This window comes from Chryseobacterium sp. 1B4 (assembly GCF_036631475.1).
Lineage (GTDB): Bacteria > Bacteroidota > Bacteroidia > Flavobacteriales > Weeksellaceae > Chryseobacterium.
Genome location: NZ_JAPNUF010000009.1, coordinates 208,307 through 234,504 on the forward strand (window position 1 = coordinate 208,307; position 26,198 = coordinate 234,504).

Sequence of the window (26,198 nt, forward strand, 5' to 3'; positions counted from 1 at the left end):
TTGTATTGCTTATTGCTTCTGCAAAGTTATAAAATTCCTCTCGCTTTTATCTCCAGATATTTATTGATAACATCGATATTCAAATTTTCCGGAAGCGTATAGACGGTATAAATTCCATATTTGCGGAGTTCCTGGATGATCAGTTTCTTTTCAAACTCAAATTTTTCAGCAATGATTTCGTCATAGATTTCCTGCATATTTTCCGGATTTTTGTTGATCAGGGTCTGCAGTTCAGAATTTTTGAAGAAAACAACTACCAGCAAATGGTTTTTAGCAATTCCGCGGAGATATTTCAACTGGCGGTTCAATCCATCTAACGTCTCAAAATTGGTAAAAAGCAGAATTAAGCTTCTTTGGTTGATGGAATATTTTACATCCTGATACAAACGGTTGAAATCACTTTCAAAGAAATCCGTTTTAATATTATAAAGGGCTTCAGATATTTTTTTCAACTGGCCGGACTTATTATCGGCAGCAATTTTATTTTCAGCTTTTTTGGAAAATGTCATCATTCCGGCTCTGTCTCCTTTTCTCAAAATAATATGAGACAGGGCCATGGTTGCATTAATGGAATAATCCAGCAGGCTTAATCCGTTGAAAGGCATTTTCATCGTTCTTCCTTTATCAATCAGCATAAAGATACGCTGTGATTTTTCATCCTGAAACTGGTTGACCATTAAACGATTCGTTTTCGAAGTGGCTTTCCAGTTGATAGTCCTGATATCATCTCCGGGCACATATTCTTTGATCTGCTCAAATTCCATGGTATGTCCCAGCTTTCTCACCCTCTTGATTCCGCCTAATAAAAATTCACTCTGAATGGCCATCAGCTCATATTTTCTGAGATGGATAAAGGACGGATAAGAAGGCAGCATAGCATCCTTCTGGAAAATAAATCTTTTTGAGATGAAGCCCAATTGTGATGATGCATAGACATTCAGACCTCCGAAATGATACTCTCCCCTTTCCTTAGGTTCTAATGAATACTGAAAAAAAGTATTGGCTCCTGAAGCAATCTGTTTTTCAATCAGAAAATCTCTTTTCTGAAACTGGAACGGGATTTCATCAATTATTTTTGTACTTATAGTGAAACTATAATTATTTTTGATGTCAATTTTTACAAAATTCTCATCTCCGTTGGACAGTTTTTCCGGCAAAATCCTTTGCACCTGTAAGGCATTCTTTTGATTAAAAAGCAGCAGAAAATCTACCATCGCTGCCAGAAAGCACATCAAGAGTGTAATATGGGCTACCCACATCAGCACCGGAAAGAAAAATGCCAGAACATACAGTATTCCCACTCCAACGAGCGTAAAAAAGAAACGGGTATTGATGTATAAGTTTTTCATTGGTTAGGTGGCAGGTTGCAGATGATAGGTGGCAGGTTATGAGGATTAGGTGAATTCACAATAGATCTCACAGTTATATTATTGCAATGAGTTAATGAGTCCGTTCAACATTTTGGATATTTCTATAATCTTTTCATTTAATTTTAAATGCTCATTTTCCTTTAAAAATTTGAGATTTTTTGAAATAATTAATTGTGTTTCTACTTCTGCACAACTGCCTCTTGATATTTTTAAAAATTGCAGGTAATCAGGTTTGCTTCTCCTTGAGTTTCCCTCTGCAATATTGGAGGGTATAGAAACAGCAGCCTTTCTGATTTGTGATGTCAAGCCGTAAATCTCATCCTTAGGAAAAGCTTCTGTATTTCTGTAAATTTCAGTAACAAAATCAATAGATCTCTGCCAGACTAAAAGCTCTTTAAAATTTGCCATACATAATAATTTTGTAAATATTTAAAAATTCACTCACAATCAACTGCTACCAGCTACCTACCATCTACTACCTATTGGTCTATCTAGGTATTTCTATTCCTTCTAAAATCTGACGGATAATTTCATCTGCTGTAAGACCTTCCATTTCTCTTTCAGGAGATACAATTACTCTATGTCTCAGAACAGCGTAGCATGACTCTTTGATATCCTCAGGAGTCACAAAATCTCTTCCTCTAAGGGCTGCAAATGCTTTTGAAGCTGTAAGAAGCGCCAGGGAAGCTCTCGGAGAAGCTCCAAGATATAAAAACTGGTTTTCTCTGGTGTTAATGATAATTTTAGCAATATATTCCATCAGCTGGGCTTCCACAATAATTTCTTTTACCAGATGCTGGTAATTTTTTAATTGTTCAGCCGTGATAACACGGTGTATGCCTTCTGTTTTATCTTCTTTTTTACTTTCGTGCTGATTTTTAATGATGGCGATTTCCTGCTCGAGATTAGGGTAGCCTACATTAATTTTGAACAGAAAACGGTCCAGCTGAGCTTCCGGAAGACGGTATGTTCCTTCATGCTCAATTGGGTTTTGTGTTGCTATCACCAGAAAAGGTTCTTCCATTGTATAGCGCGTGCCATCCATTGTGATCTGTCTTTCTTCCATTACCTCAAATAATGCAGACTGGGTTTTTGCCGGCGATCTGTTGATTTCATCAATCAGGATAAAGTTGGAAAAGACAGGACCTTTTTTAAATTCAAACTCCGAGTTTTTTACATTAAATACAGATGTTCCCAGGATATCAGAAGGCATCAGGTCCGGCGTAAACTGGATTCTGCTGAAGCCTACATCGATGGTCTTAGCCAATAATTTTGCTGTAATCGTCTTGGCTACTCCCGGAACACCCTCAATCAAGACGTGCCCGTTTGAAAGTAAAGCAGCCAAAAGATGTTCAATCATCTTTTCCTGTCCTACGATTACTTTTCCGATCTCAGATTTTACTTTCTCTAAGCTTGCGCGAAGTTCAATCATATCGATTCTCGACTGAAACTGCTCTTCCTGTTTATTAAGGTCTATAGAACTTTGGTTTTCTATATTGGGGTTATCAAAGTTTTCCATAATAAGTTTTTATTTACCAATCTAGCAATGTATCAATATAACAATTATTGGGGAACTGCTATCTCGTCGTATTATTATTTTGTTATATTATCTAAATATTTCATCAAGAAGCTTATTAATTCTGGTAAGATCTTCCTTCATTACGCTGGCATAGGGATCCTGAGCTTTTTTAATAAGTATTATTGCCTCATTAATCATCTCCATGGTTTTTCCGGTTTTCAGCTGTAATTTTTTAGCAAATTCCTCATCCAGATGCTGAGTATCGATCAGCAGATCCATTCTTACTTTATTCAGAAAATACTGAGCTTTTTCGCCATCATATCATGGAAATCACCTTCCTGAAGATAAAGATTTCCAATACTTTTACAAAATCCAGGGAAGTATTTCTTAATGGCTCCGTTACAGGTACTATTCTCTGTTTTCTTTTGGCATTAAAGAAAATAAAAAGCACAAGCCCTCCTAAAAATACCCACCATGCATATTTTAAAGCCGGATTTGACAATACAAACCGCATAAAGAAACGTGATGTTGAGCTTTTATTTGAAACGAACCAAAGGGTTTCTCTATCCGGAAGATAGGAAAATACATCCTGTGCATATTTTGCATTTCCCGGTTTCAGCAGATAATAATTAGTCAGAAAAAGGGGTTCTGTATGAGCATAAATATATCCTTTTCCAAACTTAACCTTAATAAAGTTGGCCTGATCCGTATTCTTTTTTTCCACTGTTTTTCCAAGTACCTCTACTTTAGGTTTGATGAAGGAGAACCCTCTTCCTGATGGAAATTTATCTAATCTGATGAAATCATTCTGGAATTTTTTATCCGTAAGTTTCAGAACATTTTCCTCTTCGAAAGAGATTTCCGAATCATAATATCCGATACTATCCGAAACTTCTTTCGGCATTCGGGTTACCATCAGAAAGGCATCTGAACCTTCGGATACCTGGGTCAGGATTTTTTTCCACGATTCACCATCAAGGTTGTTTTCAATAACAATAATATTGTGAGCCTCTTTTTTATGCTGGCTGTAATATTCATAAGGAGCCTGTTCTACCTTTTTCAGATTATTCTTAAAAAGATGTTTGGCTTCATTATTAAAAACAAACAGTCCGAACGGTGACTTTTCATTGATATCAAAGTTTTTCCGCCAGTCTGTCGTTTCTTTTTTGTTAACTTCAAGCAATGCCAGAATAATCATCACAATGATGAAAATTGCAGCATATGTTTTGAAAGTTTTATTCATGGTTACTGTTGTTATGGTTTAAATGCCTGATACTGGTTTTTAAATTTCTGATAGCTCTCTTCTTCAATACTGAATTCGCCATACCAGACATAATCAAAGATATAAGAGAGGTTTGAAAAATCGTTTTTCAGATGGGGAGTTTTTAACTCTGCAGAATAATCCTTATTTGTTTTTTCAGGATTCCAGCTGATCAGTTTTTTGTCACTCAGCTTTTTAAGGATAAACAGGAAGTGATAACGTATTGCAGAACGGTAATCTCCTGACAGCTCAAATTGGGCAATACTTTCGGGAAATTGATCTCGTGGATATTCTCATGGAGTTCCTGCACATTGATATCCAGTTTTTTATTCTTTTTACCGAAAATAAAATTTCCGTCTTTTCCCATGATGTATTTAATGATGAAATACAACAGGAAACCTACCAGAATAATTGCAAAAAGGCGGATAAGAACAGTGGTGAATTCTGCAGACTTAGTCATAGCTGTTTCACCAAAAATCCCCCGTATAATCTGGTTGATTTTTCTCATCAGTTTTTGAAAGAAAGATTCTCTCGGTTTTGACACCGAATAATCGAACTCATTTCCTTTATATCTTGAGGATATATTTTCTTTAAATGTTTTCGGATAAACCTTATTCTCCGATACCGGATTTTTCATCAATACAGAGTCTGCACGCAGCATATTTCTGTAATGCCCTGTTGTATATAATGAATCTGCCAGATCATCAGAAGCGGGAGTATCGTCCTGTGCATGAACCAGCCCGGAAGAGAAGAAAAGCAGTAAGAAAAAAGAATTCTATTCATTGATTCCGATAGTGTCTATTTCCGCAAGTTCTACCTTTTGATGCAGATCTGTTCTGCTGTCATAATACATTAATCCCGCATTAACATACATCAGGTTTGAAAGGAAAAACGAAAGCAGCATTGAAATTCCGTATAATACAAAAAACAAGATGCCTGCAATTCCCGTAAAAGGATTCTGTTCAAAATTTCCATCCGGCGCAGTGGTAAGAAGGGATCCGTAGAAAAACATCATCGGAATGAATGTAAAAATTGACGTGATCATGTAAATAATAATGAACATGACAAATGCAGCTCCCCAATATTTCCAGTAGGGAGATTTTCACTGCCATTCGGGTAAGAAAACTGCGATCTTAAAGCATAGCTTAAGCTTCCCCAAAAACCCCTGTCCGAATTAAAGTAATCATACATCAGAAATGTAGTGAAATTAAATATCGTGGGATAAAGAAGCAGTATCAAAAAAAGCCGATTATAATAAAAATGAGGATATAAGAAAAGCCTAACACAAATAAAATCGCCGGTGTGACGATAAAGATCATCCCAAGGCATAATTTAGCTATTCTCCCTGCATTGTTTTTAAAATCACTCAGAATTTCATCTGCCTTGATCTTTTCCGCGCCCTGTGCAATTCTCTTTAAATAAAAAACCGGATACAGGTAGTTTACGATCATTAAAACCATGAAAAGCAGAAAAGTCAGTAATCCGACGGTAATCAGCATTCCGGAATTTTCTGAAAAATACTGTTCAAAATAATAGGTTTCACCGCCCAGATTGGATCCGAATATCTGGGAAAAAAGCTCTTTGTATCCGAAAACCACAACAGTGACCATTAAGATCAAAAGCAAACCATTGATCAGGATGTAGTTTTTAAAGTAATTCTTACCGTATAATTTGAAAAAATTGAAGCTATCACTTATAAAAGTTCCAAAATCCCTTTTTTTATAAAATTGTATCATTGATCAGTTTATTAGTTTTTTTGTAAACAACAGACGGATACACAAAATAGTAATATCCAATAATTGCCAGTGAGCCAAAAATAATGATAAGGTTCAGAATTAAAGGCATCTTCAATGCGTGTCTGGTGACATAACCTTCTATAATTCCTGCACAGATAGTGAAAGGAACCGTACTTAAAAATATTTTAAATGAATCTTTAAATCCTTTTTTAAAAGAATTAAACCTTGAAAAGGTTCTCGGAAATAAAATAGAGGCTCCCAGGATCAATCCGCACATGGCTTCCACCACCATAGCAAAAATTTCAAAAACCCCGTGAAGCCATATTCCTCTTGCACTGTCTTTCAATGCTCCATAATCATAGAAAAAATATTGAAAAGCTCCCAGCATGACACTATTTGACAGCAATGCATATAATGTTCCTACTCCACCGGCAATTCCGTAAATATATAATTTTGCACCCACCTGAATATTATTAAATATAATCCCGATGGTACTTCCCCAGGTACTTCCATTCTGATAGACTCCTACAGCATTATTACTCTTAATATTTTCAATGGTTTCATTCACATATCCTTCGCCCAGAATGATATTGACAAAGTCTTTATCATAAACTGCAGAAAGGACACCAATTAAAGTAAATAATATGAAAAAGAGAAAAGCATACATAAGATATCTCCGGTAATGGTATATCAGCAGCGGAACTTCAGTTTTGAAAAGTAAACCAGCCTGTTCTCCTCTACCCTTTTGGTTTTATAAATCTTCTGAAAAATCTGGGCAGACAGATGGTTCAGATACACTGTCGTGTTGCTTTTGGGATAATAGGTCTGGGCAAAGAAAGATCATTGATCAGATTTATGTACAGCGAAGACAGGTCATCAGGATTTTTTTTAATTTTCCCTTGAATAACCTGTTCTATTCCCAACCATTTTTCTTTATTTTGTTTAATGAAATAAACTTCTCTCATAATTGTTAAGGCTAAAATAATAAAAAATATGTCTCAAATCGCGATAAATACCTCACAAAATGTAAATATTAACTTTAATATTGCAGGTGTAGGAGAAAGGATGCTCGCCTTCATTATTGATCTTCTGATCAGAATTGCTTATGTAATGATCGTCCTGTATCTGTTCTTCAGCATTTTTGATCTGGGGTATTTATTAGATGGCCTTGATGAGTGGTCTGTAAGAGCCGTATATCTTATTCTTACATTTCCTATCTACATTTATCCTCTTGTCCTGGAAAGTCTTATGGAAGGCCAGACTCCCGGCAAAAAGCTCATGAAAATCAAAGTAGTGAAGATTGACGGTTATCAGGCAAGTTTTGCGGATTACATGATCCGCTGGATATTCAGAATTGTTGATGTTTCCTTTGCTGGAGTAATAGGACTTATTTCTATGATTGTTTCTAAAAACAACCAGCGTTTAGGGGACATTGCTTCCGGAACAGCTGTTATTTCTCTAAAAAACAACATTAATATCTCTCATACCATTTTAGAAAATATCCACCAAGATTACATTCCTTCCTTCCCACAGGTGATTGCCCTGAGTGATAATGATATGAGAATCATCAAAGATAATTACACCAAAGCCTTGAAAGCAGATGACCGCCAGATCATCAGTAAACTGTCTGATAAAATCAAAAGTATTCTGAAGCTGGAAATAGATCCTACAAAAATGACGGAAAGACAGTTTATTAACGTAATCATCAAAGATTACAACTACTATACAGGGAAAGACAGTTAGCAGGCCAATAGCCCATTTTGCTTCGCTAGTGAATGGCCAATTGAAAAATGTTGAAAATTCACAGCAGAGCTTATTGCTTATGCAAAGGTCGGTTCAATTTTTGTATATTTAATCAGAAAGTTCAGAATCATGAAATTTGTAAACAATAAATCCGGAAACGGCGGAGTTCTTACTTTAAATAATGAAATAAAAGAAGTCGGCAGACTTACCTATACTATTTTCCCTGAAGACCACAAACTGATTATCTCTTTTGTATTGGTACATCCGGAATTTGAAGGCAGGGGAATGGGGAAATTTTTAGTGGAAGAAGCTATAAGATTTGCCAGAGAAAACAATTGGAAAGTATACCCGCATTGTTCCTATGCAAGATCTGTGATGATGAGAATGAGTGATGTGGACGATATATTTTTAAAGAATTAAAACTTCATTGACCAGGATATCTTCAATATCATCAGGATAATCCACTTTAAGATGATGATCAGATGCTACCCATTCCATAATCTCGTGAAGATTTAAAACCTTGGAATTGGGGATTCCCATTTGGTCTAAGGCACATGCATTACATTCCTGTTCATATTGATTATGAATAGGAATTACAAACAATTTTTTATCCATAAACAATGCTTCTGCAGGTGTCTCGAAACCTGCATTACACAAAATTCCGTCGCAGCCTTCAAAATATTTCAGATACTGCATTTCATCAATTGGAAATACCTCCACATTTTTTACTTTAACCTGTACTGTGCTGTATTTTGAAAAGACTTTCCATTCTACAGGAATTTTTCTTAAAACCCTGATAATATTTTCATCTGCAAAGCTGGGAAGATAGACAAGATAATATCCCTGTTTATAAGGATTAAGATTTCTGATTTTTCTTCTGATCACAGGCTTTTGATCTGAGGATGGTAATTCTCAAAATGAAAGCCTATTTTCCTTTCACTGGGAACATAATATTTTAAAATCATTTCTCCCAGAAAGTCTTTTTTGGGGGTTTTGGTGTTTCCGGAAAACTCATGGAAGCCTGATGGCTGAGTTCTATCATAGGAAGTTTTTTCAGCTTGGAAGCCCACCCTGTTAAAGGTTCATAATCATTGATGATTAAATCATATTGTGAAAGTTCCAATTCTCTGATTGTTTTCGCAGCTTCAATAAATTTATTCTCTGTAAACGTTTTCCGGTAAGATAAGCCGCCTGTTTTATTATAGAGAAGGGAAATACCTCTGTATTGGAAGTTAATATCGAAATCAGCTTTTAACTGCGATTGGTGCCCACTGATCAAGGTATCAACCGATGCATATTTTTTGAGAAGAGGAATTATTTCCTGCGCTCTGGCTACATGCCCGTTTCCGGTACCCTGGAATGCATACAAGATCTTCATCTAAGAGAAATTCGTTACGATTTTTAAAAGTGCAGAATTATCCATTTCAGGAATTTCTTCCGCTTCATCATCTTTCAGCAAATGTTTATGCTCGTCATAATAAAAAATCTTCCATTCTTTATCATGGTATTCCAAAGCAGAGAGATTTTCAATCCAGTCACCTGAATTCAGATAAGTACATGAGCCTTTTTTAGTAACAACTTCACGGATCTGCGGCTGATGAATATGTCCGCATACAACATAGTCATAATGATTATCAATAGCCAGTTCGGAAGCTGTGAGTTCAAAATCGCCGATGTATTTTACTGCTTTTTTCACATTGTTCTTGATCTTTTTAGAAAATGAGTACTTCTCCTTCCCCATTTTCTCTAAGAACCAATTTACAACATTATTGATAATAATTAATAGATCATAGCCTTTACCGCCAAGTTTGGCGATCCACTTTGAATGCTGGACTGATGCATCGAAAACATCACCGTGAAAAATCCAGGTTTTTTCTGATCAATATTCAGACAGATTTTGTTACAGACTTTAAGCTTTCCCAGTTCAAAATCTGTGAACTTACGGAACATCTCATCATGATTGCCTGTAATGTAATAGACATCTGTGTTTTTGGTAGCTAATGAAAGTATCTTCCTGATTACTTTCAAATGAGGTTTAGGAAGTAAGACTTTTTAAACTGCCAGATATCAATAATATCACCGTTTAAAACTAAAGTTTTAGGCTGTATAGAATTGAGGTATCTCAACAGTTCTTTAGCCTTACATCCATAAGTTCCCAAATGAACATCCGATATAACAACTAATTCAACGTTTCTTTTCATAGTTTTATACAAAGAAACTAATTGAAAGTTAACTATATATGAATGCTATATTATTTTTTATAAAGAGTTCATCAGCTCTTCAGTGATTTCCATGTTGTGGTAAACGTTTTGCACGTCATCATCCTCTTCGAAACGCTCAAGCATTTTCATATTCGCTTTGAACTGTTCGGCATTCACTTCTTTGGTATTATTTGGAATTCTCTGTAATTCTGCGCTTTTTGCTTCAATGCCAAGCTCATCCAGTTTATGAGACAGAGAGCCGAAATCTTCAAAAGCTGTTGTAATCATTACTTCTTCTTCGTCTTTTTCTACATCTTCTGCACCTCCGTCAATCATTTCCATTTCAAAATCATCCCAATCCATTTTGATCTGTGCAAGATCGATTGTGAAAATTCCTTTTCTATCGAAGATAAATGCCAGCTCACCATTTTTTCCAAGGTTACCATCAAACTTATTGAAAACCGCTCTTACGTTCGCTACAGTTCTTGTTGTATTGTTTGTAGTACATTCTACAAAAAAGCGACACCACCCTGTCCGTAACCTTCATAAGTGATTTCTTCATAGTTTTCCGCATCTGCCCCACTTGCTTTCTTAATTGCTCTTTCTACGTTATCCTTAGGCATATTGGCACCTTTTGCATTCTGGATGCATCTTCTCAATGCCGGATTGGATTCAGGATCAGGTCCCCCAGCCTTTACAGCCAGTGCAATATCCTTTCCTATTTTAGAGAATGTTTTGGCCATTTTATCCCATCTGGCCATTTTAGAAGCTTTTCTATATTCAAATGCTCTTCCCATTTTAATTTTTTAATTTACAGCAAAATTACTTAAAAGTCAACAAAAAAATACCTCCAAAAATTGGAGGTATTCATTATTTAGAAAAATTAATTATTTTTTCTTTTTAGCAGCAGCTTTTTCTTAGCTGGAGCTTTTTAGCTTTTTCACTACAGTCTTCTTCTCTACAACATCTAGATCAGATTTCTTAAGTGCATCCCAAGCAGCGCCGTTTACAGCTTCAACAACTACTTTTCTGTCAACCATTCTTTCTGCATCAGAAGCTTTTTCAGAAACAGTAGCGTCTCTTTCTCCAACTCCTACAGATTTTAGTTGAGTTCCACTAACTCCTCTAGATTCTAGTGCACCTACTACTGCAGCAGCTCTTTGTCTAGAAAGTTTCAAGTTGTAAGCATCAGCACCTTTCTTATCTGTGTGACCAGTTACTAAGAAAGTACCATCGTTAGATTGCTTAATGATTGTAGCAGCTTGATCTAGTTTAGTGCTAGATTCAGGTCTGATTGTAGCCTTATTGAAATCAAATAAGATATCTTTAAGAGCACCTGTAGCTTCTTGAGCAATCACTTCTTTTGGTTTAGGACATCCGTTGTATTCTGGAAGACCTGGAACAGTAGGACAAGCATCATCTTTATCTAGGATACCGTCACCATCTGTATCTGGCCAAGGACAACCGTTGTTTTCAGCAGGACCTGCTACTGTAGGACAAGCGTCATCTTTGTCGATTACACCGTCACCGTCTGTATCTGGCCAAGGGCATCCGTTGTTTTCAACCGGACCAGCCACTTCTGGACATTGATCATCTTTATCTGGAACTCCGTCACCGTCAGTATCAGGACATCCTTGGAATTCTGGTAAACCTGGAGTATCTGGACAAAGGTCATCTTTATCTAGGATACCATCCTTATCTCTATCTCTGTTTCCGAATCTGAATAAGATGGAAGCAGAAGCTTGCCAGAAGTTAGCAACAGTAGATTTGTCACCTGGAGTTGATACATAATCTCCCTGAACACCAAGACCGAAGTTCTTAGTTACCCAGAAGTTAGCACCAGCACCTGTAGCTACAGTAAAGTGATTAGCTTTACCGTTTTCGTTACCATCCTTACCGTTAGTTACAGTTTCGATTGCGTTACCGTTAGCATCAACAGATGTTCTAGGGAAAGTAAGAGCTGTATAATCATGTCTTAAGTAGTTAGCACCAACTCTTAAATATGGATCAAACCAAGATTCTTCGTTCCATAAAAGACCTGCAGCGTGAGCCTGGAAACCAAGACCTGTCATTAGGAAAAATTCTTTCCCCATGTTGAATCTTTTGTTTTCAACATTTCCAACAGAAGTTTGCCAGTCAATTACTAAACCTTTACCAACGTTTCTAGCAACTGTTAACTTAGATAGTGGAGGTGTAATAGAGAAGTTGTTCACATTGAACATACTCTTTGTCAAATTGTTAGCAGAGAACGTATTACTGAAGCTTGTACGTGCTGCTACGTGGTTTTCAGCGTGAGCACCAACTCCGATTAACCACGGATTGTTGGTAGTCTGCGCGAAAACAGTAGAGGCAACAGTAAGCGCCAATGCTGAAATTCCTAATTTTAGATTTTTCATAGAATTAAATGATTAAATAATTGATAATGCAAAATAAATATAATTTTTCTTTATATACAAAGTTTTTCAAATGATTTTTAACTTTTCTTTAATATTCTGTCCAGGTTCCGTTTATTTTCTCTATCTTTTATCGCCTCTCTTTTATCGAAAAGCTTTTTCCCTCTACCCAGCGCTATCAGCACCTTTGCTTTACCTCGGTCAGTGATATATAATTTTAAAGGTATGATGGTGTTCCCGGCATCCTTTAACTTTTTTCAAGTTTTTGTAATTCTTTTTTGTGCAAGAGCAATTTCCGTTCCCTTTTTGTTTTATGGTTGTAAAAGTTCCTAATTTATACTCATCAATCATCATGTTGATGATGTACAACTCCCCATCAATAAACTGACAGAACGATTCTGTGATAGATGCTTTGGATGAGCGTAAAGATTTTATTTCTGTACCCGTTAAAACCATTCCGGCTTCGTATTCTTCCAGAATTTCATATTCAAAACGGGCTCTTCTGTTTAATATATTAACTGTTTTCTCAATCTTCATCATTTTAAAATTTCGTTAATGAAATGTATAAAAAATACCGTACATTTAAAAACTTGACTATTATATTATTACAAAATACCCAAATTCTTTTCGTATTTTTGCGCCAAATTTACAAAACTATATGTTAACAGTATCTAACTTATCTTTACAATTCGGGAAAAGAGTTCTTTTTGACGAGGTAAATATTATGTTTACCAAAGGAAACTGCTACGGGATCATCGGAGCAAACGGTGCGGGAAAGTCTACATTCCTGAAAATACTAACAGGAAAGCAGGATCCTACAACAGGGCACGTATCTCTGGAACCAGGGAAAAGAATGTCAGTTTTGGAACAGGATCACTTTGCTTATGACCAGTTTACTGTTCTTGAAGCAGTTTTAAGAGGTAATAAGAAATTATTTGAGATAAAAGAGGAAATGGATGCGCTGTACGCAAAAGAAGATTTCTCTGACGAAGACGGTATCAAAGCCGGCGAACTGGGTGTAATTTATGATGAAATGGGTGGATGGACTGCAGAATCTGATGCGCAAACCATGCTTTCTAACGTAGGAATCACTGAGGACATGCACTGGCAGCTAATGGGTGAACTTGAAAACAAAGACAAAGTAAAGGTTCTTTTGGCTCAGGCACTTTTCGGTAATCCTGATGTATTGATTCTGGATGAGCCTACCAACGACCTTGACATTGATACCATCTCATGGCTGGAAGACTTCCTTGCTGATTACGAAAACACCGTAATCGTTGTATCTCACGACCGTCACTTCCTGGACACTGTCTGTACACACATCGGTGACCTTGATTATTCTAAACTTAACCTTTATACAGGTAACTATTCTTTCTGGTATCAGGCATCCCAGCTGGCAACCAAACAGAGAGCCCAGGCAAACAAAAAGGCTGAAGAGAAGAAGAAAGAACTTCAGGACTTCATCGCAAGATTCAGTTCTAACGTAGCGAAAGCGAAACAGGCTACTGCAAGAAAGAAAATGATCGATAAATTAAATATCGATGATATCAAGCCAACATCAAGAAGATATCCTGCAATCATTTTTGAAATGGAGAGAGAAGCAGGAGATCAGATCCTTGACGTAAAAGGTCTTGAGAAAACAAAAGACGGGGAATTATTATTCTCTAACATTGATTTAAACCTTAAAAAAGGAGATAAAGTAGCTGTACTTTCTAAAAACTCCTTGGCAATCACAGAATTTTTCGAAATTCTTGCCGGAAATGTTGAAGCAGATAAAGGAACAGTTGCATGGGGAGTTACAACTACCCAATCTCATATGCCGCTAGACAATACGAACTTCTTCCAGGAAGACCTGAGTCTGGTTGACTGGCTGAGACAATTTACAAAGAACGATGAGGAACGTCATGAGGAATTCGTAAGAGGATTCTTAGGCAGAATGTTATTCTCCGGTGATGAAGCTTTGAAATCTTGTAAGGTACTTTCAGGGGTGAAAAAATGAGATGTATGTTCAGCAGAATGATGCTTCAGAAAGCGAACGTTCTTTTACTGGACGAACCTACCAACCACTTAGACCTTGAGAGTATTACAACCCTGAACAACTCTTTGTCTAATTTCAAAGGGAACATCCTGTTGTCGTCTCATGACCACGAAATGCTTTCAACAGTCTGTAACAGAATCATTGAACTGACTCCTAACGGAATCATTGACAGAGAAATGAATTATGACGAGTATCTTGCTGATAAAAAGGTAAAAAGAATTAAGAGAGAAAATGTATTCTTAATTTTTTAAAAACATCAGATAAAAATCAAAGGCTGTCCTGAAAGACAGCCTTTCTTTATATAATCATATCTGTTTTATAAGCAACGAATGGTACCGCCATCAACCCTAATGACAGAACCACTGATATAATCAGCAAAGGGGCTGCAAAGATAGGCCACAGCTCCTGCAATTTCTTCAGGCTCCCCGAATCTGCCCGTATCATTAGGAATAAGTTCCTGTACAGCCTTGTATCTGATTTCCTCCGGATCGGTACCCCAGTTAAACTTCGGGGCTGCATTCGTAAGCCACTCTTCAACCATTGGATTCATAATTGCTCCCGGCGAAACCACATTCGAGGTGATTCCCGTATCTTTAACTGATCTGGCAAGAGAAACTGACATATTGTGACGTGCCGCCAAAGTCGCATTATAATGTGGCTGCTCTTTTATGGGCTGTATACCAAGTCCTCCACCGATATGTATTACCCTTCCCCAGCCTAATTTTTTCATTTGGGGAACAATACGTTGAATCATCCGGACATAGGAAACTACATTAGTATTGTAAATATCCAGCCAATCGTCGGCTCCTGCTTCTCCCCATGATTTGTGAGAAGTTGCGCCTGCATTATTAACGAGAATATCAATCTGTCCGGACTTCAAAGCTACAGATGCAACCTGATCCGCACCTTCATCCGCTGAAAGATCACCTACGGCAACTTCTGCAATGCCTCCTTTCTCCAATATAGAATTCATAACTTTTTCTGCACGTTCTTTATCTCTGCCATGAATAATTACAGAAGCTCCTTCATCTGCCAGCATTTTTGCAATTGCTTCACCCAAACCTGAGCTTGAGCCGGTAACGAGAGCCTTTTTCCTTTTAATTGTAAATCCATTTTGAACTAGTTTTAATTACTTATTTAATTTTTACTGAAAGCTTACGCAAAAGCTATTTTTACTTTATTCAGTATTTTTGATAAAGCAAAATTACACAGCACATCATGATCTGGTTTTGTTGGAAAGCTCAAATCGTTTTGTTGAAAAGCCCATTCATGGTGGAAATTATTGAAAAGAGATCAGGAAAGTTGAGTTCATAATCCAACTTGATAGTATTGCAGAGCCTTTTTTTTAACATTTACAAAGTCAAAACTTCGTTCCGGTTCTGTTCGGAATGCTATTTTTTTCCTTATTTTTGTGAAATGAGTCAAAAATGGATTTACAAGCCTGAACCCGATGAGGAAGTTGTGGACAGACTAAGTTCGTCACTTGGTTTTGGTACTTTTGAATCTAAAATCCTCGTTCTAAGGGAATTGACAATTATCAAAAGGCCAGAGAATTCTTCAAACCGAACCTTAACGATATCCACAACCCGTTTTTAATGGCAGATATGCAAAAAGCTGTAGAGCGTATCGCCACCGCTATTGAAAATGGTGAAAAAATACTGGTATATGGTGACTATGATGTGGATGGAACCACAGCCGTTGCCCTGATGTACCTTTATCTCAGCAAAATTGTTGAGAAAAAATACCTGGACTACTACATTCCGGACAGGAATTCTGAAGGCTACGGAATTTCTACAGAAGGAATTGATTTTGCCAAAGAAAATGGCTTTTCATTAATCATTGCTCTTGACTGTGGAATCAAGGCACTCGATATGATCAATTATGCCACTAATCTTGGTATCGATTTTATTATCTGTGATCACCACCTTCCTGGCGAAGAGATTCCTAATGCTGCAGCTGTACTTGACCCTAAAAGAAGCGACTGCCGTTATCCTTTCAAGGAACTTTCAGGATGCGGGGTTGGTTTTAAGCTTTGCCAGGGACTTAACACCATTTATAAATTACCGGAAGCTGAGCTATTTGAGCTTACAGATCTTCTGGCGATCTCCATTGCAGCAGATATTGTTTCCATGACAGGAGAAAACAGAGTCCTGGCTAAAATGGGATTAAAAACCCTAAGGAAAACCAGAAATCTTGGTTTAAGATTATTAATTCCTGAGGACAAGCTTTCTCATTTTGAAATTTCCAATATCGTTTTTGAAATAGCCCCTAAAATTAATGCTGCCGGAAGAATTTCCCATGGTAAAGCAGCTGTGGAGCTTATGGTTTCTGACAATCTGAAACATGCCAACCAGATAGTCAATGACATCATGAACCTCAACGATGAAAGGCGCGAACTGGATATGAATTCCACCCTTTCTGCCCTGAATCAGATTATAGAATCCCAGCAGGAAACCAAGCATACGACTATCGTGTATCATCCTGAATGGAATAAAGGAGTAATCGGTATTGTAGCCTCAAGGCTTATTGAAACGTATTATAAACCGACACTTGTATTTACCGATGGTAATAATGGTGAAATGGTAGCTTCTGCAAGATCTGTTTCAGATTTTGATGTACATGAAGCTCTTGATATGTGTTCTGAATATTTCCTTAAATTCGGGGGCCATCATGCTGCTGCCGGACTTTCAATGGAGAAAGACAAGTTTGATGCTTTCAAGGAAAAATTTGAAAGAATTGTTTCTGAAAAAATCCAGGAACATCAGAAAGAACCTTCGATTACCATCGACACGGAAATTAAAATTGATGAGATCAACAGGGAGTTTATCAATTTCCACAGAAAGCTGGCTCCATTCGGGCCTCATAATATGAAGCCTATCTTTACATTAACCAATCAAAAACTTTCGGGATATGTAAAAACAATGGGAAAAGATAACAATCACCTTAAGTTTTATATCAGACAGGAATCTACGGGACGAAATATTGAATGTGTCGGATTTAAATTGGGGCAGTTCGTGGAAGATTTTAAAAATAAAAATTTCGATCTTGCTTTTACCCTGGAAGAAAACCACTGGAAAGGCAATGTAACCCACTATCTTAATATAAAGGATGTGAAATTCAGGGATTAACTAAGGGTTGCAGAATTTAGTTGCAGGTAAAAGCAGAACCATCATAAAATTCTGTCAGCCTAAAAAACTTGATTTTTGCTGCCTACACTAAAATACTGTCAACTGTTATCAGCTACCTACTAACAAAACATGAAAAAAATCGGTTTATTTTTCGGATCATTCAATCCAATTCATATCGGACATCTTATTCTGGCCAATTATATTCTGGAAAATTCTGATATGGATGAGCTCTGGTTTGTGGTGAGCCCGCAAAACCCGTTTAAAGACAAGAAATCTTTACTGAATGATCACAACAGACTGGATATGGTACAGCTGGCAGTAAAGAATTATCCGAATATGAGAGCTTCCAATGTGGAGTTTTCTCTTCCGAAACCAAGCTATACGATTGATACGCTCACCTATCTTCACGAAAAATACCCTGATTATTCTTTCAGCCTGATCATGGGAGAAGATAATCTTAAGGGCCTGCACAAATGGAAAAATTCTGATGTCCTGATCAAAAATCATCATATTATTGTTTATCCGAGGGTATTTGAAGGGGAGAAAAAAGATTCTGAATATTTACAGCATGAAAATATCTCCATGATCAAAGCACCGGTCATAGAACTTTCTGCCACTGAAATCCGCAATATGATTAGAGATGGTAAAAATGTAAGACCTATGCTTCCGCCCGAAGTTTTTGAATATTTGGATGGTAGCAATTTTTATAAGTAATTTTGCCAATCAGAAAGAGAAGCATCAAGGGAGAAATATTCTTCTTTATAGCTCTTAATTTATATTTAAAGAAATGAACTTCATCGAAAAATTTTTCTCAAAATATGCTCAGGAAAAAATCATCAGATGGTTTAAACAGATCTGTCTTGCTGAAGCTGTTTCCTGCCTTTTACTGTATTGTGTTGCGATGATCTGGATCCGGTATGATGAAAATTTATATTCTATCATTTTCATCAGCGTTATTGGCAGTTTACACGGATTATTTTTTACGCTTTACCTTTTGCTCTGCCTTCCCGCAAGAAAAATTTATAACTGGGATGATGAAGATTTTGTTTTGCCTTATTATCTGCATTTTCCCCTTTGCAACGGTTTGGGTAGATAAAAAGCTCGCCCGATTCGACAGAGAATAAATAAAATAAAAAAGGACCTTTTCGATCCTTTTATTTTTACATGATTAGAAATCTCTCTTTACATGTCCTGTTGCAGTGAAAGTGTGATTTCCTGAACTATCGGTGTACGTTCCATTAACTGTAAAATCAATATAATCTCCTACAGCTCCAAAAGAGGTTATGTTTACAGTCATATTTCCATTATTTGTTGTGATATAACCTCCTGAAAATTCAAACCCATACCCTGTGTTAAAACTTGCAGCAACTCCCAGCACATTGATTTGTTTCATATAGAAAAAAGGTCCCGCAGAATTCGTTGAGCTTATTATCAGTTGCTTGGCCGATACAACAGGCGACGTCGTCGTCAGCCCTCCCCACTTTACATCAAACAATCCCACTATATTAACGGTTGGCTGATTATCAATTTTATAACTGATCAATTCGTTCAAAGAATTACAAACCATGATATTCCCCAAATTGACTGTGGCAGACGGAGCCGTGAAAGTCACTTCATGAGTGCTTTGTAAATTAGCGGCATCAAACCCTTCGTAGATAAACTGTGGATTTGCAGTACATGCATATGTGTTGAATGTAAAGCCTCCGGTACTGTTTACTGGTACTGACATATATTGGAAACAGTACATACCCGCCACTGGTTTAAGTAGTACATAGCCATCGGTAACATTAGTATTTGTACATGTTTTAAGACTTCCCTGAATAGTATAATTGACAGACGTAGACGGGTTTATGGTAATTTCAGGAATTGTTGTTATGATTCCAACCGGGAGAGGACCTACATTAGAGGTATATAATACGTTATTACAAACATCATAAACTTTTAAAACGAGGACCTCACCTGCCGGAACAATTCCGGAGACCATTCCTGTATTATCTGTCATTCCGTAAGTTTCATATGCTTGAGAAGTTCTCTTTAAAGCGACTCTAATATTAGGCAAAACCTGTCCTGCCGCGTTTTTTACTGTTACTTTCAAGGTTGCCTGTGCAAACTGCGCATCATAATTCCACCAGGAAAAATGGCTTACTGTTCCTACATAGGTATTTCCAATCTTTGTTGCAGCACCTTCTTCCTTCCACATTCCGGTCTCTTCGTTATAAGACCATAATGGTATTGTAGCTGGTGAGCTGGAAGTTTGTGCTGCATCCACCGGAACTGTAATTTCTGCAGTATGACCGTTTGCAATCTGAAGATTTTGCCGGAACTTCCCGTTAATTGTACATGGAGCATTCCAAAAGTTTCCATTATTCTGGCATTCCCTCCTGAATTGTCTGCCAAAAAGGATCCCGGCATTAATTCATTGAGATACTGGTTGGACGGAGCCAGGTGAAAAACCCCGACACTTACACTTCCAGCGTATACATTTCCGTTGGCATCTTTGAAGCTTCCATCAAATTTTACTTTGGTTCCGTTGGGTAGTGAAACTGTAGATGCAGAGCCCGCCGTAATTGTAGAGGTAACTGTTGCAGGAATCATCATGATGTTCACTCTGTTTATTCCATTGGTAGGAACCAAAACCCTGGATGCATTTATATAACCGGTCTTTGTCACTTTTACATGGGCAAAATTTTCTTTTACCGAAGCATTTTTAAATGTGAAGAAACCTTTAAGATCGGTTTTAACGGTACTTGTTCCGATGGTAACTGTTGCTCCGGAAACCGGATTTCCACTTGTATCAAGAATTATTCCCTGGAAATTTCGCTGTGCAGTATTTCCGAAATTATAATTAGATGGAGAATTTATTGTTTCATCTCCTGTTTCTAATAAAGATTCATTTTTACATGAAAATAATAATGAAAGTAATAAAAATAATAGGTAAAATTTTCTCATATGGCATTAGTTTTTAATTTTCACTAAATTAATAATAAAAGACAACTGCAAACATATTTTATTTTATTTCTTCATTTTAAAAAAATTATTCATTATTTTTTTATTTGATGTAACATTTAACATCTTTCATTTGTCTTATTATTCAGAAAGGTCAAACAATCAATATTTTAAACAAAATTTTTATTAACTGATAATCAAACGATTACAATAATTTAAAAATATTTTTAAGTACTTTGTATTGCATAATACTAAATTTATTATATATCTTTGCAATGTTAAATAACAAACCATACAAGCTATTAATTAAAAAATAATATCATGAAAACTCAGATTCTTATTGCAGCTCTATTTTTCGGCGGACTTATAACTGCCCAGCAGAAAAAAGACAGTTTGAAAGTAAATGCCATTGATGCAGTGACTCTCAAGAAGCAGGTTTTCAAAAAGCAAGGTGACCGTTTGGTATATGATGTAGCTTCTTCATCTATCGCTAAAGGAACCAACACTTTTAATCTTTTGAAACAAACTCCGATGATTTCCAGCATTGACGGAAAAACACTGAAGATTCTGGGAAAAATGATGCAGTAATTTATATCAACAATAAGAAAACCAATATGGACTCTGAGGCATTGATTGAAATGCTGAAGTCTACTCCATCTGAAGATATCCAGAAAATCGAAGTGATTACGGTTCCCGGAAGCGAATTCCAGGTCGAATCTAAAGAAGGGGTCATCAATATTGTGATGAAAAAGCAAAAACAACGGCTATAACGGAACGCTGAAAATGCAGAACGAGCAGGCTTATTACAACAATCCCAATGCAGGAGCTTCTTTTAACTTCAGACAAGGCAAATGGTCGGGGAACTCCAATTTCAGAACAGGAAGCTGGACAGACAGACAAAGATATACGCTGTCCAACGGAGATTCTACTTTCAAAAATGAATCATTTGGATTTAATGATGATCCGAACAAAAATTTTGGAGGAGGCTTCAATATCGATTACGAGATTAATAAAAAACACAGCCTTGGATTCTCCTACAACATGAGATACAATAAAAGCTTCAATTCTGTACTGGATATTACCAACTTGCAAAACGGAGTATTAAATAACAGAACAGTGAATAACGAGGACGCCCAGACCAGAAACCACTCTTTCAATCTGAATTATGAGATGAAAACAGATTCCTTGGGGAGTAAACTTACCTCAAACGTTTCTTACCTATGGTTCAACAGGGATAAAGTAAGCTTCAACGAGAGTTTTCCGTTAACGAATGATACAATTAACAAATACTCGGCATTGCATCAGGCGGTACCACAGATCATCAACAACTATGCAGCCAATATCGATTATCTGAAAAAGACAGCTAAAGGAGCTACATGGTTAATGGGAATCAGTTACAATCACACCAATACAGATAACGATACCAGACAGGATAAGCTGAAAAACGGAGAGTTTGTAATAGATCCGAATCAGACCAACCACTTTATTTATAAGGAAAATATACTTGGAATTTATCTGAACTATGAAAGAAAACTGACTGAAAAAATATCCGGAAAGATTGGTGCCCGCTACGAAATGACCAGAAGCACCGGAGACATTGTTGATAAAACAGGCTTTGAAAGAAATTACAATAACCTCCTGCCTTATCTGAATTTAAATTACGCTATCAATCCTGATCATAATCTAAGCTATACTTTTTCCAGCAGAATCAGAAGACCGAGATTCTGGGAGCTGAATCCTTCGAGAACCTACTTTACTCCAACCAATTATACACAGAACAATCCATTTATACTGGCATCAAAGTATTATAATCAAGAGTTAAATTATATGTACAAAAATGCATTCTATGCCAACCTTAGTTTCAATATGGTGGAAGATGCAGCAGCTTCAGACCTGATTCCATTGCAGGGAACTGTAACGGCTCCTCAAAAAGATGCCCAAGGGAAAATCATAAAGGACAGCGAAGGTAATCCAATTATGGAAACCACCAGATTCTTAAGGTATATCAGAACCAATTATGGTAAAAACAGGGAAATTGCTCTCACTCTTGGAATGAACAAATCCTGGTTCAAAGACATATGGACAACCAATTATTCTGTCAATTTAGGATATATTACCTACAAAGGCGGAGTATTTGAAGATCCTACTGCCATGCCTGCCCCGGGAGAAACTGAAGTGATAGATCCTTATATCATTGATGTTAAAAACTATAATATGTCTGTAACCATCAATAATGTTATAAGACTCTCTTCTAAAAAAGACTGGTTCCTGGGAGTGAATTACTTCTTTGCCAGCCAGACCGCTATGGAAGCCGGGATGATAGGTGCAAGACAGAGCTTTGACTTCAGCCTGAAAAAAATTGCAGGGGACTGGACTATCGTAGCAGAAGTGAGTGACTTATTTAACCAAAGCTTCTACAGAGTTAAAGGAGTACAGCCCAACGGAAAATTTAACAATATCACCAACTTCAATTATCCAAGGTTGATGAGCATCGGGGTTACTTACAATTTCGGAAATCAGAAACTGAAAAAAGCAAGGGAAATGAAATCAGCTAATGATGCTGTAAAATCAAGAACCTAAACTATACAACTTATTTCACTAAATCCACTCTTAAATAAAACAAACATGAAACGTATAATTTTGTCAATGGCTATTGTATTCGGTACTTGTGCATTTGCTCAGGAGAAGAAATCTGATACGGCAAAAACAAAAAATATAGAAGGTGTAACCATCACAAAACAGGTTTTTAAAAAGCAAAGCGACCGTTTTGTATACGATGTGGCAGCATCCCCTGTTGCCAAAGGAAATACCACTTTTGACCTTCTGAAGCAGACGCCTTTATTATCTTCTACGGATGATAAAACATTGAAAATCGCAGGGAAAAATAATGCGCTGATCTATATCAACGGAAGAAAAAGCAATATGGATTCTGAATCTCTGGCTCAGTTCCTGAAAAATACTCCGGCTGAAAATATCCAGAAAATTGAAGTGATCACTGTTCCCGGAAGTGAATATCAGGTTGAATCTTCAGATGGAATCATCAATATCGTTTTAAAGAAAAAATGAGCGACGGTCTCAACGGAAATATGAGAATGTCTAATACAACCAATAAGTATAACGGAAGCCAGGCGAGTTTCTCGGCCAACTACAGAAAGGACAAGCTGGGAGTAAGCGCCAGTCTTAGTGGCGGTGAAAATATTGAAGCACAAACGTATACCCTCAGAAACGGTACAGCCAAAACATCCAATGAATCTACAGGTGATATTGATGATCCGAACAAAAATATCGGAGGGTATCTCAATATTGATTATCAGCTTAATGATAAAAGCAACCTTGCACTATCATGGAATACCTGGGCCAATAAAAGCTATAACTCAACGGTAGACTTATTTAATACCATAAAAAAAACAGATACGGAATATACATGGTCCAAAAACAGAGAAGATGCAAGGTCCTACAATAATTCTGTGAATTTAAATTATGAACTGAAAACAGATTCATTAGGCAGTAAACTGAATGTAAATGCAGCTTACCTCAACTATAGAAGATTCCAGTTTACAGATAATCAAACCTTTGCTTCAGACATCAACAGAAATGTGGGAGCAAGAACAACACAGGTGCTTCAGGATCTTCCGCAGATCATTAATAATTTCTCCGGAATGGTAGATTACAATCAGAAATTTAAAAATGATCTTACCGTTTCAGTTGGAGGAAATTATAATAAAACCAAAACAGACAACGATTCTAAAAACATTACTTACTCTTTTAATCCCCTGACATCCCCGGATTCAAGACCCAACCATTTTATTTATGATGAAAACATCTACGGAATGTATCTTACCGTTGAAAAAGATTTCTGACAAACTTTCAGGAAAAATAGGAGCCCGATATGAGATCACAAACAGTTTGGGAACTTCTGACAATGCCCCTACAGAAGCGCTTAAAAGGATTGAAAGAAACTACAATAACTTACTTCCTTATCTGAGCCTGAATTATGCGATTAATGATAAAAATAATATTTCATACTCTTTTTCAAGCAGAATGAGAAGACCGAGCTTCTGGGAACTTAATCCTGTAAGAAATATCCTGACAGAAGATAATTACACTCAGAATGACCCGTTTGTAAAAGCTTCCTCCACCTACAATCAGGAACTTACATACATGTACAGAAATTCATATTTCCTGATTTTAAACCATTCTTATATTCAGGACGTTATTACACAGGTTCCACTTCAGGGATATCCGGTATCACCGGATGGTAAGATCGGAGATAATCCGGCATTGAGATATATCAGAACCAATTTTGGGAACAAGCAGGAAATGTCTGCCATGGTAGGTATTCAGAAGTCGTTTTTCAAACAATACTGGACGACCAACTTTAATATCGGGGTGCAGCATAACATCAACAATGGAAGTCTTGATACCGATCCTACTACCGGAGACCGGTTTAAGAATGATAAAGGACCTAACGGAAATTTTATTACCTACACCAATAAAACGAATTCTACCAGCCTTCTGATTCAGACCAACAACACCATTCGTCTTGATAAAAAGAAAACATGGTTCTTCAGGAGTTAATTATTTCTTTGTAGACAAGCAGCAGATTGAGCTTGGTTCACTGAAAAACTTAATGAGCTTAGACCTCAGCCTTAAGAAAATGTGGAATGACTGGACTTTTGCAGTGAATGTAAACGATGTCCTGAATACCAACATCGTGAAAATTGAAGATTTTCAGGAAAACGGAAATTACAATTATATCCACCAAAACCGTTACAACAGAAGTTTAATTGTAAGCCTTACCTACAATTTCGGAAACCAGAAAGTGAAAAAGGTAAGAGACATCGAAGGGGCCTCAGATGCCATCAAAAGCAGAACAAGATAAAGATTATCTTTCTTCATATTTAATTATTCTTACGGTATCCGCTGATTCTTTTCAGCGGATTTTTTATATTTAATCATTATGAAAAGATATAAAAATATTTTGATATCCCTCAGTCTCCTTTTTCTATGGACAGGCTGCAAGAAAAAAAGATAAAGCTCAGAGATGATATCAATTTTGATAAAGAAGAAAATATTCATTATGGGAATAATGCTGACCAGGTTATGGATCTCTATATTCCATCTACACGAACAAATAAAGAAAAGGATGTTTTTATTATAATTCATGGCGGAGGCTGGAGAGCTGGGAATAAATCGCAATTAACCTTTTTCACGCTCTCTGTGATGCAGAAATTTCCCGATCATATTTTTGTTAATATGAACTACAGACTGGCTTCATCTACTGACTTTGGGCTTCCAAATCAAACTGATGACATTAAAAAAGTAACTGAATTATTAAAAATAAACTGGGCTACAATCCCGGTGTGATTTTATTAGGTAACAGCGCCGGAGGTCATTTATCTATGTTTTATGCTTATAAATTTGACGCTGATAAAAGAGTTAAAGCTGTGATTAATATTGTGGGCCCGGCAGATCTGTCTGATCCAGGTTTCAAAAATTATCAGGAATATTCTTTTGTGGAAAGCAGACTTGTGGATCCTGAAACAATTGAAACCGGAATATCAAAGATAGGTTTTGCCAGCCCTGTGAAATGGATAAAAAGTGATTCCCCTCCTACTTTATCTTATTACGGAAGTTTGGACCGTGTCATTCCGTCTACACAGGAAAAAGACTGGATTCAGCTTTGACAGCCAACCATGTTATCCATGAGTCTTATCAATTCAATGGAGGACATCTGGATTGGGACAAACAGCCACATGATGTATTTCTTATTGATAAAATTGAAACCTTCATTAAAAAAATTGACAAAAAATAACACGCTCTGATTCTTCAAAACGTGTTATTTTCTATTTTAAAATTGAAT

Annotated in this window: 26 protein-coding genes and 8 pseudogenes; 15 read left to right on the forward strand and 19 right to left on the reverse strand. The window is 36.7% G+C overall.

The features are described from left to right. Nucleotides 1–26: 26 nt before the first annotated feature. From OWR28_RS20180 to OWR28_RS20225, 10 genes and pseudogenes are all read right to left on the reverse strand, one after another. Nucleotides 27–1,349 (reverse strand): DUF58 domain-containing protein, encoded by a 1,323-nt coding sequence (locus OWR28_RS20180; protein ID WP_332388244.1) that lies wholly within the window; start codon nucleotides 1,347–1,349, stop codon nucleotides 27–29. Between the two features lie 78 nt (nucleotides 1,350–1,427). Beyond that, nucleotides 1,428–1,778: a four helix bundle protein gene (locus OWR28_RS20185; RefSeq protein ID WP_332388245.1), complete on the reverse strand. Its 351-nt coding sequence runs from the start codon at nucleotides 1,776–1,778 to the stop codon at nucleotides 1,428–1,430. A 79-nt stretch (nucleotides 1,779–1,857) separates the two neighbouring features. Further along, nucleotides 1,858–2,889 carry an AAA family ATPase gene (locus OWR28_RS20190; protein WP_332388246.1) on the reverse strand — a complete coding sequence of 344 codons (1,032 nt, stop codon included), beginning with the start codon at nucleotides 2,887–2,889 and terminating at the stop codon, nucleotides 1,858–1,860. Nucleotides 2,890–2,976: 87 nt separating this feature from the next. Next, a complete protein-coding gene (locus tag OWR28_RS20195; protein WP_332388247.1) occupies nucleotides 2,977–3,168 on the reverse strand; it encodes a DUF4350 family protein in 192 nt (63 codons plus the stop codon). Nucleotides 3,169–3,205: 37 nt separating this feature from the next. Continuing rightward, nucleotides 3,206–4,132, reverse strand: a complete 927-nt coding sequence (locus tag OWR28_RS20200) for a DUF4350 domain-containing protein (RefSeq protein ID WP_332388248.1) — start codon at nucleotides 4,130–4,132, stop codon at nucleotides 3,206–3,208. An 11-nt stretch (nucleotides 4,133–4,143) separates the two neighbouring features. Beyond that, nucleotides 4,144–4,413 carry a DUF4129 domain-containing protein gene (locus OWR28_RS20205; protein ID WP_332388457.1) on the reverse strand — a complete coding sequence of 90 codons (270 nt, stop codon included), beginning with the start codon at nucleotides 4,411–4,413 and terminating at the stop codon, nucleotides 4,144–4,146. Further along, nucleotides 4,338–4,811: a hypothetical protein gene (locus tag OWR28_RS20210; RefSeq protein WP_332388249.1), complete on the reverse strand. Its 474-nt coding sequence runs from the start codon at nucleotides 4,809–4,811 to the stop codon at nucleotides 4,338–4,340. The genes OWR28_RS20205 and OWR28_RS20210 overlap by 76 nt, the downstream gene beginning before the upstream one ends. Nucleotides 4,812–4,925: 114 nt before the next feature. Then, on the reverse strand, nucleotides 4,926–5,213 hold the full coding sequence (locus OWR28_RS20215) for a hypothetical protein (RefSeq protein WP_332388250.1): 288 nt from the start codon (nucleotides 5,211–5,213) through the stop codon (nucleotides 4,926–4,928). A gap of 172 nt (nucleotides 5,214–5,385) precedes the next feature. Beyond that, nucleotides 5,386–5,886 carry a hypothetical protein gene (locus tag OWR28_RS20220; RefSeq protein WP_332388251.1) on the reverse strand — a complete coding sequence of 167 codons (501 nt, stop codon included), beginning with the start codon at nucleotides 5,884–5,886 and terminating at the stop codon, nucleotides 5,386–5,388. Continuing rightward, nucleotides 5,870–6,851: pseudogene (locus OWR28_RS20225) on the reverse strand (stage II sporulation protein M). Before OWR28_RS20225 ends, OWR28_RS20220 begins: the two are co-directional and overlap by 17 nt. 28 nt (nucleotides 6,852–6,879) lie before the next feature. Here OWR28_RS20225 and OWR28_RS20230 point away from each other — a divergent pair. Continuing rightward, nucleotides 6,880–7,629, forward strand: a complete 750-nt coding sequence (locus OWR28_RS20230) for an RDD family protein (RefSeq protein WP_332388252.1) — start codon at nucleotides 6,880–6,882, stop codon at nucleotides 7,627–7,629. 129 nt (nucleotides 7,630–7,758) lie between these two features. Next, nucleotides 7,759–8,049: a GNAT family N-acetyltransferase gene (locus OWR28_RS20235; RefSeq protein ID WP_332388253.1), complete on the forward strand. Its 291-nt coding sequence runs from the start codon at nucleotides 7,759–7,761 to the stop codon at nucleotides 8,047–8,049. Here the strand turns inward: OWR28_RS20235 and OWR28_RS20240 are convergent. The 6 genes and pseudogenes from OWR28_RS20240 to smpB form a co-directional block, all read right to left on the reverse strand. Further along, nucleotides 8,038–8,514, reverse strand: coding sequence for a glycosyltransferase family protein (locus OWR28_RS20240; protein ID WP_332388254.1), 477 nt, complete (start codon nucleotides 8,512–8,514; stop codon nucleotides 8,038–8,040). The two genes, OWR28_RS20235 and OWR28_RS20240, sit on opposite strands and share 12 nt — an antisense overlap. 76 nt (nucleotides 8,515–8,590) lie before the next feature. After that, nucleotides 8,591–9,007, reverse strand: a complete 417-nt coding sequence (locus OWR28_RS20245; protein WP_332388255.1) for a glycosyltransferase family protein — start codon at nucleotides 9,005–9,007, stop codon at nucleotides 8,591–8,593. Next, a pseudogene (locus tag OWR28_RS20250) lies at nucleotides 9,008–9,830 on the reverse strand (UDP-2,3-diacylglucosamine diphosphatase). It abuts the gene before it with no gap. 57 nt (nucleotides 9,831–9,887) lie between these two features. Next, nucleotides 9,888–10,627 (reverse strand): annotated as a pseudogene (locus OWR28_RS20255) (YebC/PmpR family DNA-binding transcriptional regulator). Between the two features lie 120 nt (nucleotides 10,628–10,747). Beyond that, nucleotides 10,748–12,226 (reverse strand): OmpA family protein, encoded by a 1,479-nt coding sequence (locus tag OWR28_RS20260; RefSeq protein WP_332388256.1) that lies wholly within the window; start codon nucleotides 12,224–12,226, stop codon nucleotides 10,748–10,750. A 77-nt stretch (nucleotides 12,227–12,303) separates the two neighbouring features. Then, nucleotides 12,304–12,760: pseudogene (gene smpB / locus OWR28_RS20265) on the reverse strand (SsrA-binding protein SmpB). Nucleotides 12,761–12,881: 121 nt separating this feature from the next. Between smpB and OWR28_RS20270 the strand changes: the two are divergent. Further along, nucleotides 12,882–14,504, forward strand: a pseudogene (locus OWR28_RS20270) (ABC-F family ATP-binding cassette domain-containing protein). 73 nt (nucleotides 14,505–14,577) lie between these two features. Here OWR28_RS20270 and OWR28_RS20275 read toward each other — a convergent pair. Then, entirely contained in the window at nucleotides 14,578–15,300 is a 723-nt protein-coding gene (locus tag OWR28_RS20275; protein ID WP_332388257.1) for an SDR family oxidoreductase, read from the reverse strand. 377 nt (nucleotides 15,301–15,677) lie between these two features. On the opposite strand from OWR28_RS20275, the pseudogene recJ reads away from it, so the two are divergent. The 3 genes and pseudogenes from recJ to OWR28_RS20290 all read left to right on the forward strand — a co-directional run bounded on the left by recJ (nucleotide 15,678) and on the right by OWR28_RS20290 (nucleotide 18,513). Beyond that, nucleotides 15,678–17,389: pseudogene (gene recJ, locus OWR28_RS20280) on the forward strand (single-stranded-DNA-specific exonuclease RecJ). Nucleotides 17,390–17,518: 129 nt separating this feature from the next. Further along, entirely contained in the window at nucleotides 17,519–18,103 is a 585-nt protein-coding gene (gene nadD / locus OWR28_RS20285) for a nicotinate (nicotinamide) nucleotide adenylyltransferase (protein WP_332388258.1), read from the forward strand. 73 nt (nucleotides 18,104–18,176) lie between these two features. Then, nucleotides 18,177–18,513, forward strand: a pseudogene (locus tag OWR28_RS20290) (DUF3817 domain-containing protein). Between the two features lie 44 nt (nucleotides 18,514–18,557). Here OWR28_RS20290 and OWR28_RS20295 read toward each other — a convergent pair. Together OWR28_RS20295 and OWR28_RS20300 are read right to left on the reverse strand one after the other, a co-directional pair. After that, a complete protein-coding gene (locus OWR28_RS20295; RefSeq protein WP_332388260.1) occupies nucleotides 18,558–19,658 on the reverse strand; it encodes a hypothetical protein in 1,101 nt (366 codons plus the stop codon). Further along, on the reverse strand, nucleotides 19,541–20,338 hold the full coding sequence (locus OWR28_RS20300) for a carboxypeptidase regulatory-like domain-containing protein (RefSeq protein ID WP_332388262.1): 798 nt from the start codon (nucleotides 20,336–20,338) through the stop codon (nucleotides 19,541–19,543). Before OWR28_RS20300 ends, OWR28_RS20295 begins: the two co-directional genes overlap by 118 nt. Nucleotides 20,339–20,656: 318 nt before the next feature. On the opposite strand from OWR28_RS20300, the gene OWR28_RS20305 reads away from it, so the two are divergent. The 9 genes and pseudogenes from OWR28_RS20305 to OWR28_RS20345 all read left to right on the forward strand — a co-directional run bounded on the left by OWR28_RS20305 (nucleotide 20,657) and on the right by OWR28_RS20345 (nucleotide 26,150). Beyond that, a complete protein-coding gene (locus OWR28_RS20305; RefSeq protein WP_332388263.1) occupies nucleotides 20,657–20,923 on the forward strand; it encodes a hypothetical protein in 267 nt (88 codons plus the stop codon). A 26-nt stretch (nucleotides 20,924–20,949) separates the two neighbouring features. Further along, complete coding sequence (locus OWR28_RS20310) at nucleotides 20,950–21,105, forward strand: hypothetical protein (protein WP_332388264.1); 156 nt, start codon at nucleotides 20,950–20,952, stop codon at nucleotides 21,103–21,105. Nucleotides 21,106–21,118: 13 nt separating this feature from the next. Then, entirely contained in the window at nucleotides 21,119–22,915 is a 1,797-nt protein-coding gene (locus tag OWR28_RS20315; RefSeq protein ID WP_332388265.1) for an outer membrane beta-barrel family protein, read from the forward strand. A gap of 45 nt (nucleotides 22,916–22,960) precedes the next feature. Next, complete coding sequence (locus OWR28_RS20320; RefSeq protein ID WP_332388266.1) at nucleotides 22,961–23,401, forward strand: hypothetical protein; 441 nt, start codon at nucleotides 22,961–22,963, stop codon at nucleotides 23,399–23,401. Between the two features lie 26 nt (nucleotides 23,402–23,427). Then, a pseudogene (locus OWR28_RS20325) lies at nucleotides 23,428–24,913 on the forward strand (outer membrane beta-barrel family protein). Next, nucleotides 24,879–25,217, forward strand: a complete 339-nt coding sequence (locus OWR28_RS20330) for an outer membrane beta-barrel protein (RefSeq protein ID WP_332388267.1) — start codon at nucleotides 24,879–24,881, stop codon at nucleotides 25,215–25,217. Before OWR28_RS20325 ends, OWR28_RS20330 begins: the two are co-directional and overlap by 35 nt. Before the next feature lie 125 nt (nucleotides 25,218–25,342). Next, nucleotides 25,343–25,702 (forward strand): hypothetical protein, encoded by a 360-nt coding sequence (locus tag OWR28_RS20335; protein ID WP_332388268.1) that lies wholly within the window; start codon nucleotides 25,343–25,345, stop codon nucleotides 25,700–25,702. After that, a complete protein-coding gene (locus tag OWR28_RS20340) occupies nucleotides 25,699–26,022 on the forward strand; it encodes a hypothetical protein (RefSeq protein ID WP_332388269.1) in 324 nt (107 codons plus the stop codon). Before OWR28_RS20335 ends, OWR28_RS20340 begins: the two co-directional genes overlap by 4 nt. Further along, the gene (locus tag OWR28_RS20345) at nucleotides 26,019–26,150 is read left to right on the forward strand and encodes a hypothetical protein (RefSeq protein ID WP_332388270.1); all 132 of its coding nucleotides are present in this window, start codon (nucleotides 26,019–26,021) and stop codon (nucleotides 26,148–26,150) included. The genes OWR28_RS20340 and OWR28_RS20345 overlap by 4 nt, the downstream gene beginning before the upstream one ends. Nucleotides 26,151–26,198: the final 48 nt, after the last annotated feature.

What these genes read in the sequence shown, in the direction of transcription:
- nadD (WP_332388258.1), top strand. Translation starts at nt 17,519, where the DNA reads ATGAAAAAAATCGGTTTATTTTTCGGATCATTCAATCCAATTCATATC.
- OWR28_RS20260 (WP_332388256.1), bottom strand. Translation starts at nt 12,226, where the DNA reads ATGAAAAATCTAAAATTAGGAATTTCAGCATTGGCGCTTACTGTTGCC.
- OWR28_RS20335 (WP_332388268.1), top strand. Translation starts at nt 25,343, where the DNA reads ATGGACAGGCTGCAAGAAAAAAAGATAAAGCTCAGAGATGATATCAAT.
- OWR28_RS20245 (WP_332388255.1), bottom strand. Translation starts at nt 9,007, where the DNA reads ATGAAGATCTTGTATGCATTCCAGGGTACCGGAAACGGGCATGTAGCC.
- OWR28_RS20300 (WP_332388262.1), bottom strand. Translation starts at nt 20,338, where the DNA reads ATGAGAAAATTTTACCTATTATTTTTATTACTTTCATTATTATTTTCA.
- OWR28_RS20185 (WP_332388245.1), bottom strand. Translation starts at nt 1,778, where the DNA reads ATGGCAAATTTTAAAGAGCTTTTAGTCTGGCAGAGATCTATTGATTTT.
- OWR28_RS20190 (WP_332388246.1), bottom strand. Translation starts at nt 2,889, where the DNA reads ATGGAAAACTTTGATAACCCCAATATAGAAAACCAAAGTTCTATAGAC.
- OWR28_RS20315 (WP_332388265.1), top strand. Translation starts at nt 21,119, where the DNA reads ATGCAGAACGAGCAGGCTTATTACAACAATCCCAATGCAGGAGCTTCT.
- OWR28_RS20210 (WP_332388249.1), bottom strand. Translation starts at nt 4,811, where the DNA reads ATGCTGCGTGCAGACTCTGTATTGATGAAAAATCCGGTATCGGAGAAT.
- OWR28_RS20230 (WP_332388252.1), top strand. Translation starts at nt 6,880, where the DNA reads ATGTCTCAAATCGCGATAAATACCTCACAAAATGTAAATATTAACTTT.
- OWR28_RS20305 (WP_332388263.1), top strand. Translation starts at nt 20,657, where the DNA reads ATGAAAACTCAGATTCTTATTGCAGCTCTATTTTTCGGCGGACTTATA.
- OWR28_RS20310 (WP_332388264.1), top strand. Translation starts at nt 20,950, where the DNA reads ATGGACTCTGAGGCATTGATTGAAATGCTGAAGTCTACTCCATCTGAA.
- OWR28_RS20215 (WP_332388250.1), bottom strand. Translation starts at nt 5,213, where the DNA reads ATGTTCATTATTATTTACATGATCACGTCAATTTTTACATTCATTCCG.
- OWR28_RS20320 (WP_332388266.1), top strand. Translation starts at nt 22,961, where the DNA reads ATGAAACGTATAATTTTGTCAATGGCTATTGTATTCGGTACTTGTGCA.
- OWR28_RS20235 (WP_332388253.1), top strand. Translation starts at nt 7,759, where the DNA reads ATGAAATTTGTAAACAATAAATCCGGAAACGGCGGAGTTCTTACTTTA.
- OWR28_RS20195 (WP_332388247.1), bottom strand. Translation starts at nt 3,168, where the DNA reads ATGGATCTGCTGATCGATACTCAGCATCTGGATGAGGAATTTGCTAAA.
- OWR28_RS20220 (WP_332388251.1), bottom strand. Translation starts at nt 5,886, where the DNA reads ATGATACAATTTTATAAAAAAAGGGATTTTGGAACTTTTATAAGTGAT.
- OWR28_RS20275 (WP_332388257.1), bottom strand. Translation starts at nt 15,300, where the DNA reads ATGCTGGCAGATGAAGGAGCTTCTGTAATTATTCATGGCAGAGATAAA.
- OWR28_RS20180 (WP_332388244.1), bottom strand. Translation starts at nt 1,349, where the DNA reads ATGAAAAACTTATACATCAATACCCGTTTCTTTTTTACGCTCGTTGGA.
- OWR28_RS20200 (WP_332388248.1), bottom strand. Translation starts at nt 4,132, where the DNA reads ATGAATAAAACTTTCAAAACATATGCTGCAATTTTCATCATTGTGATG.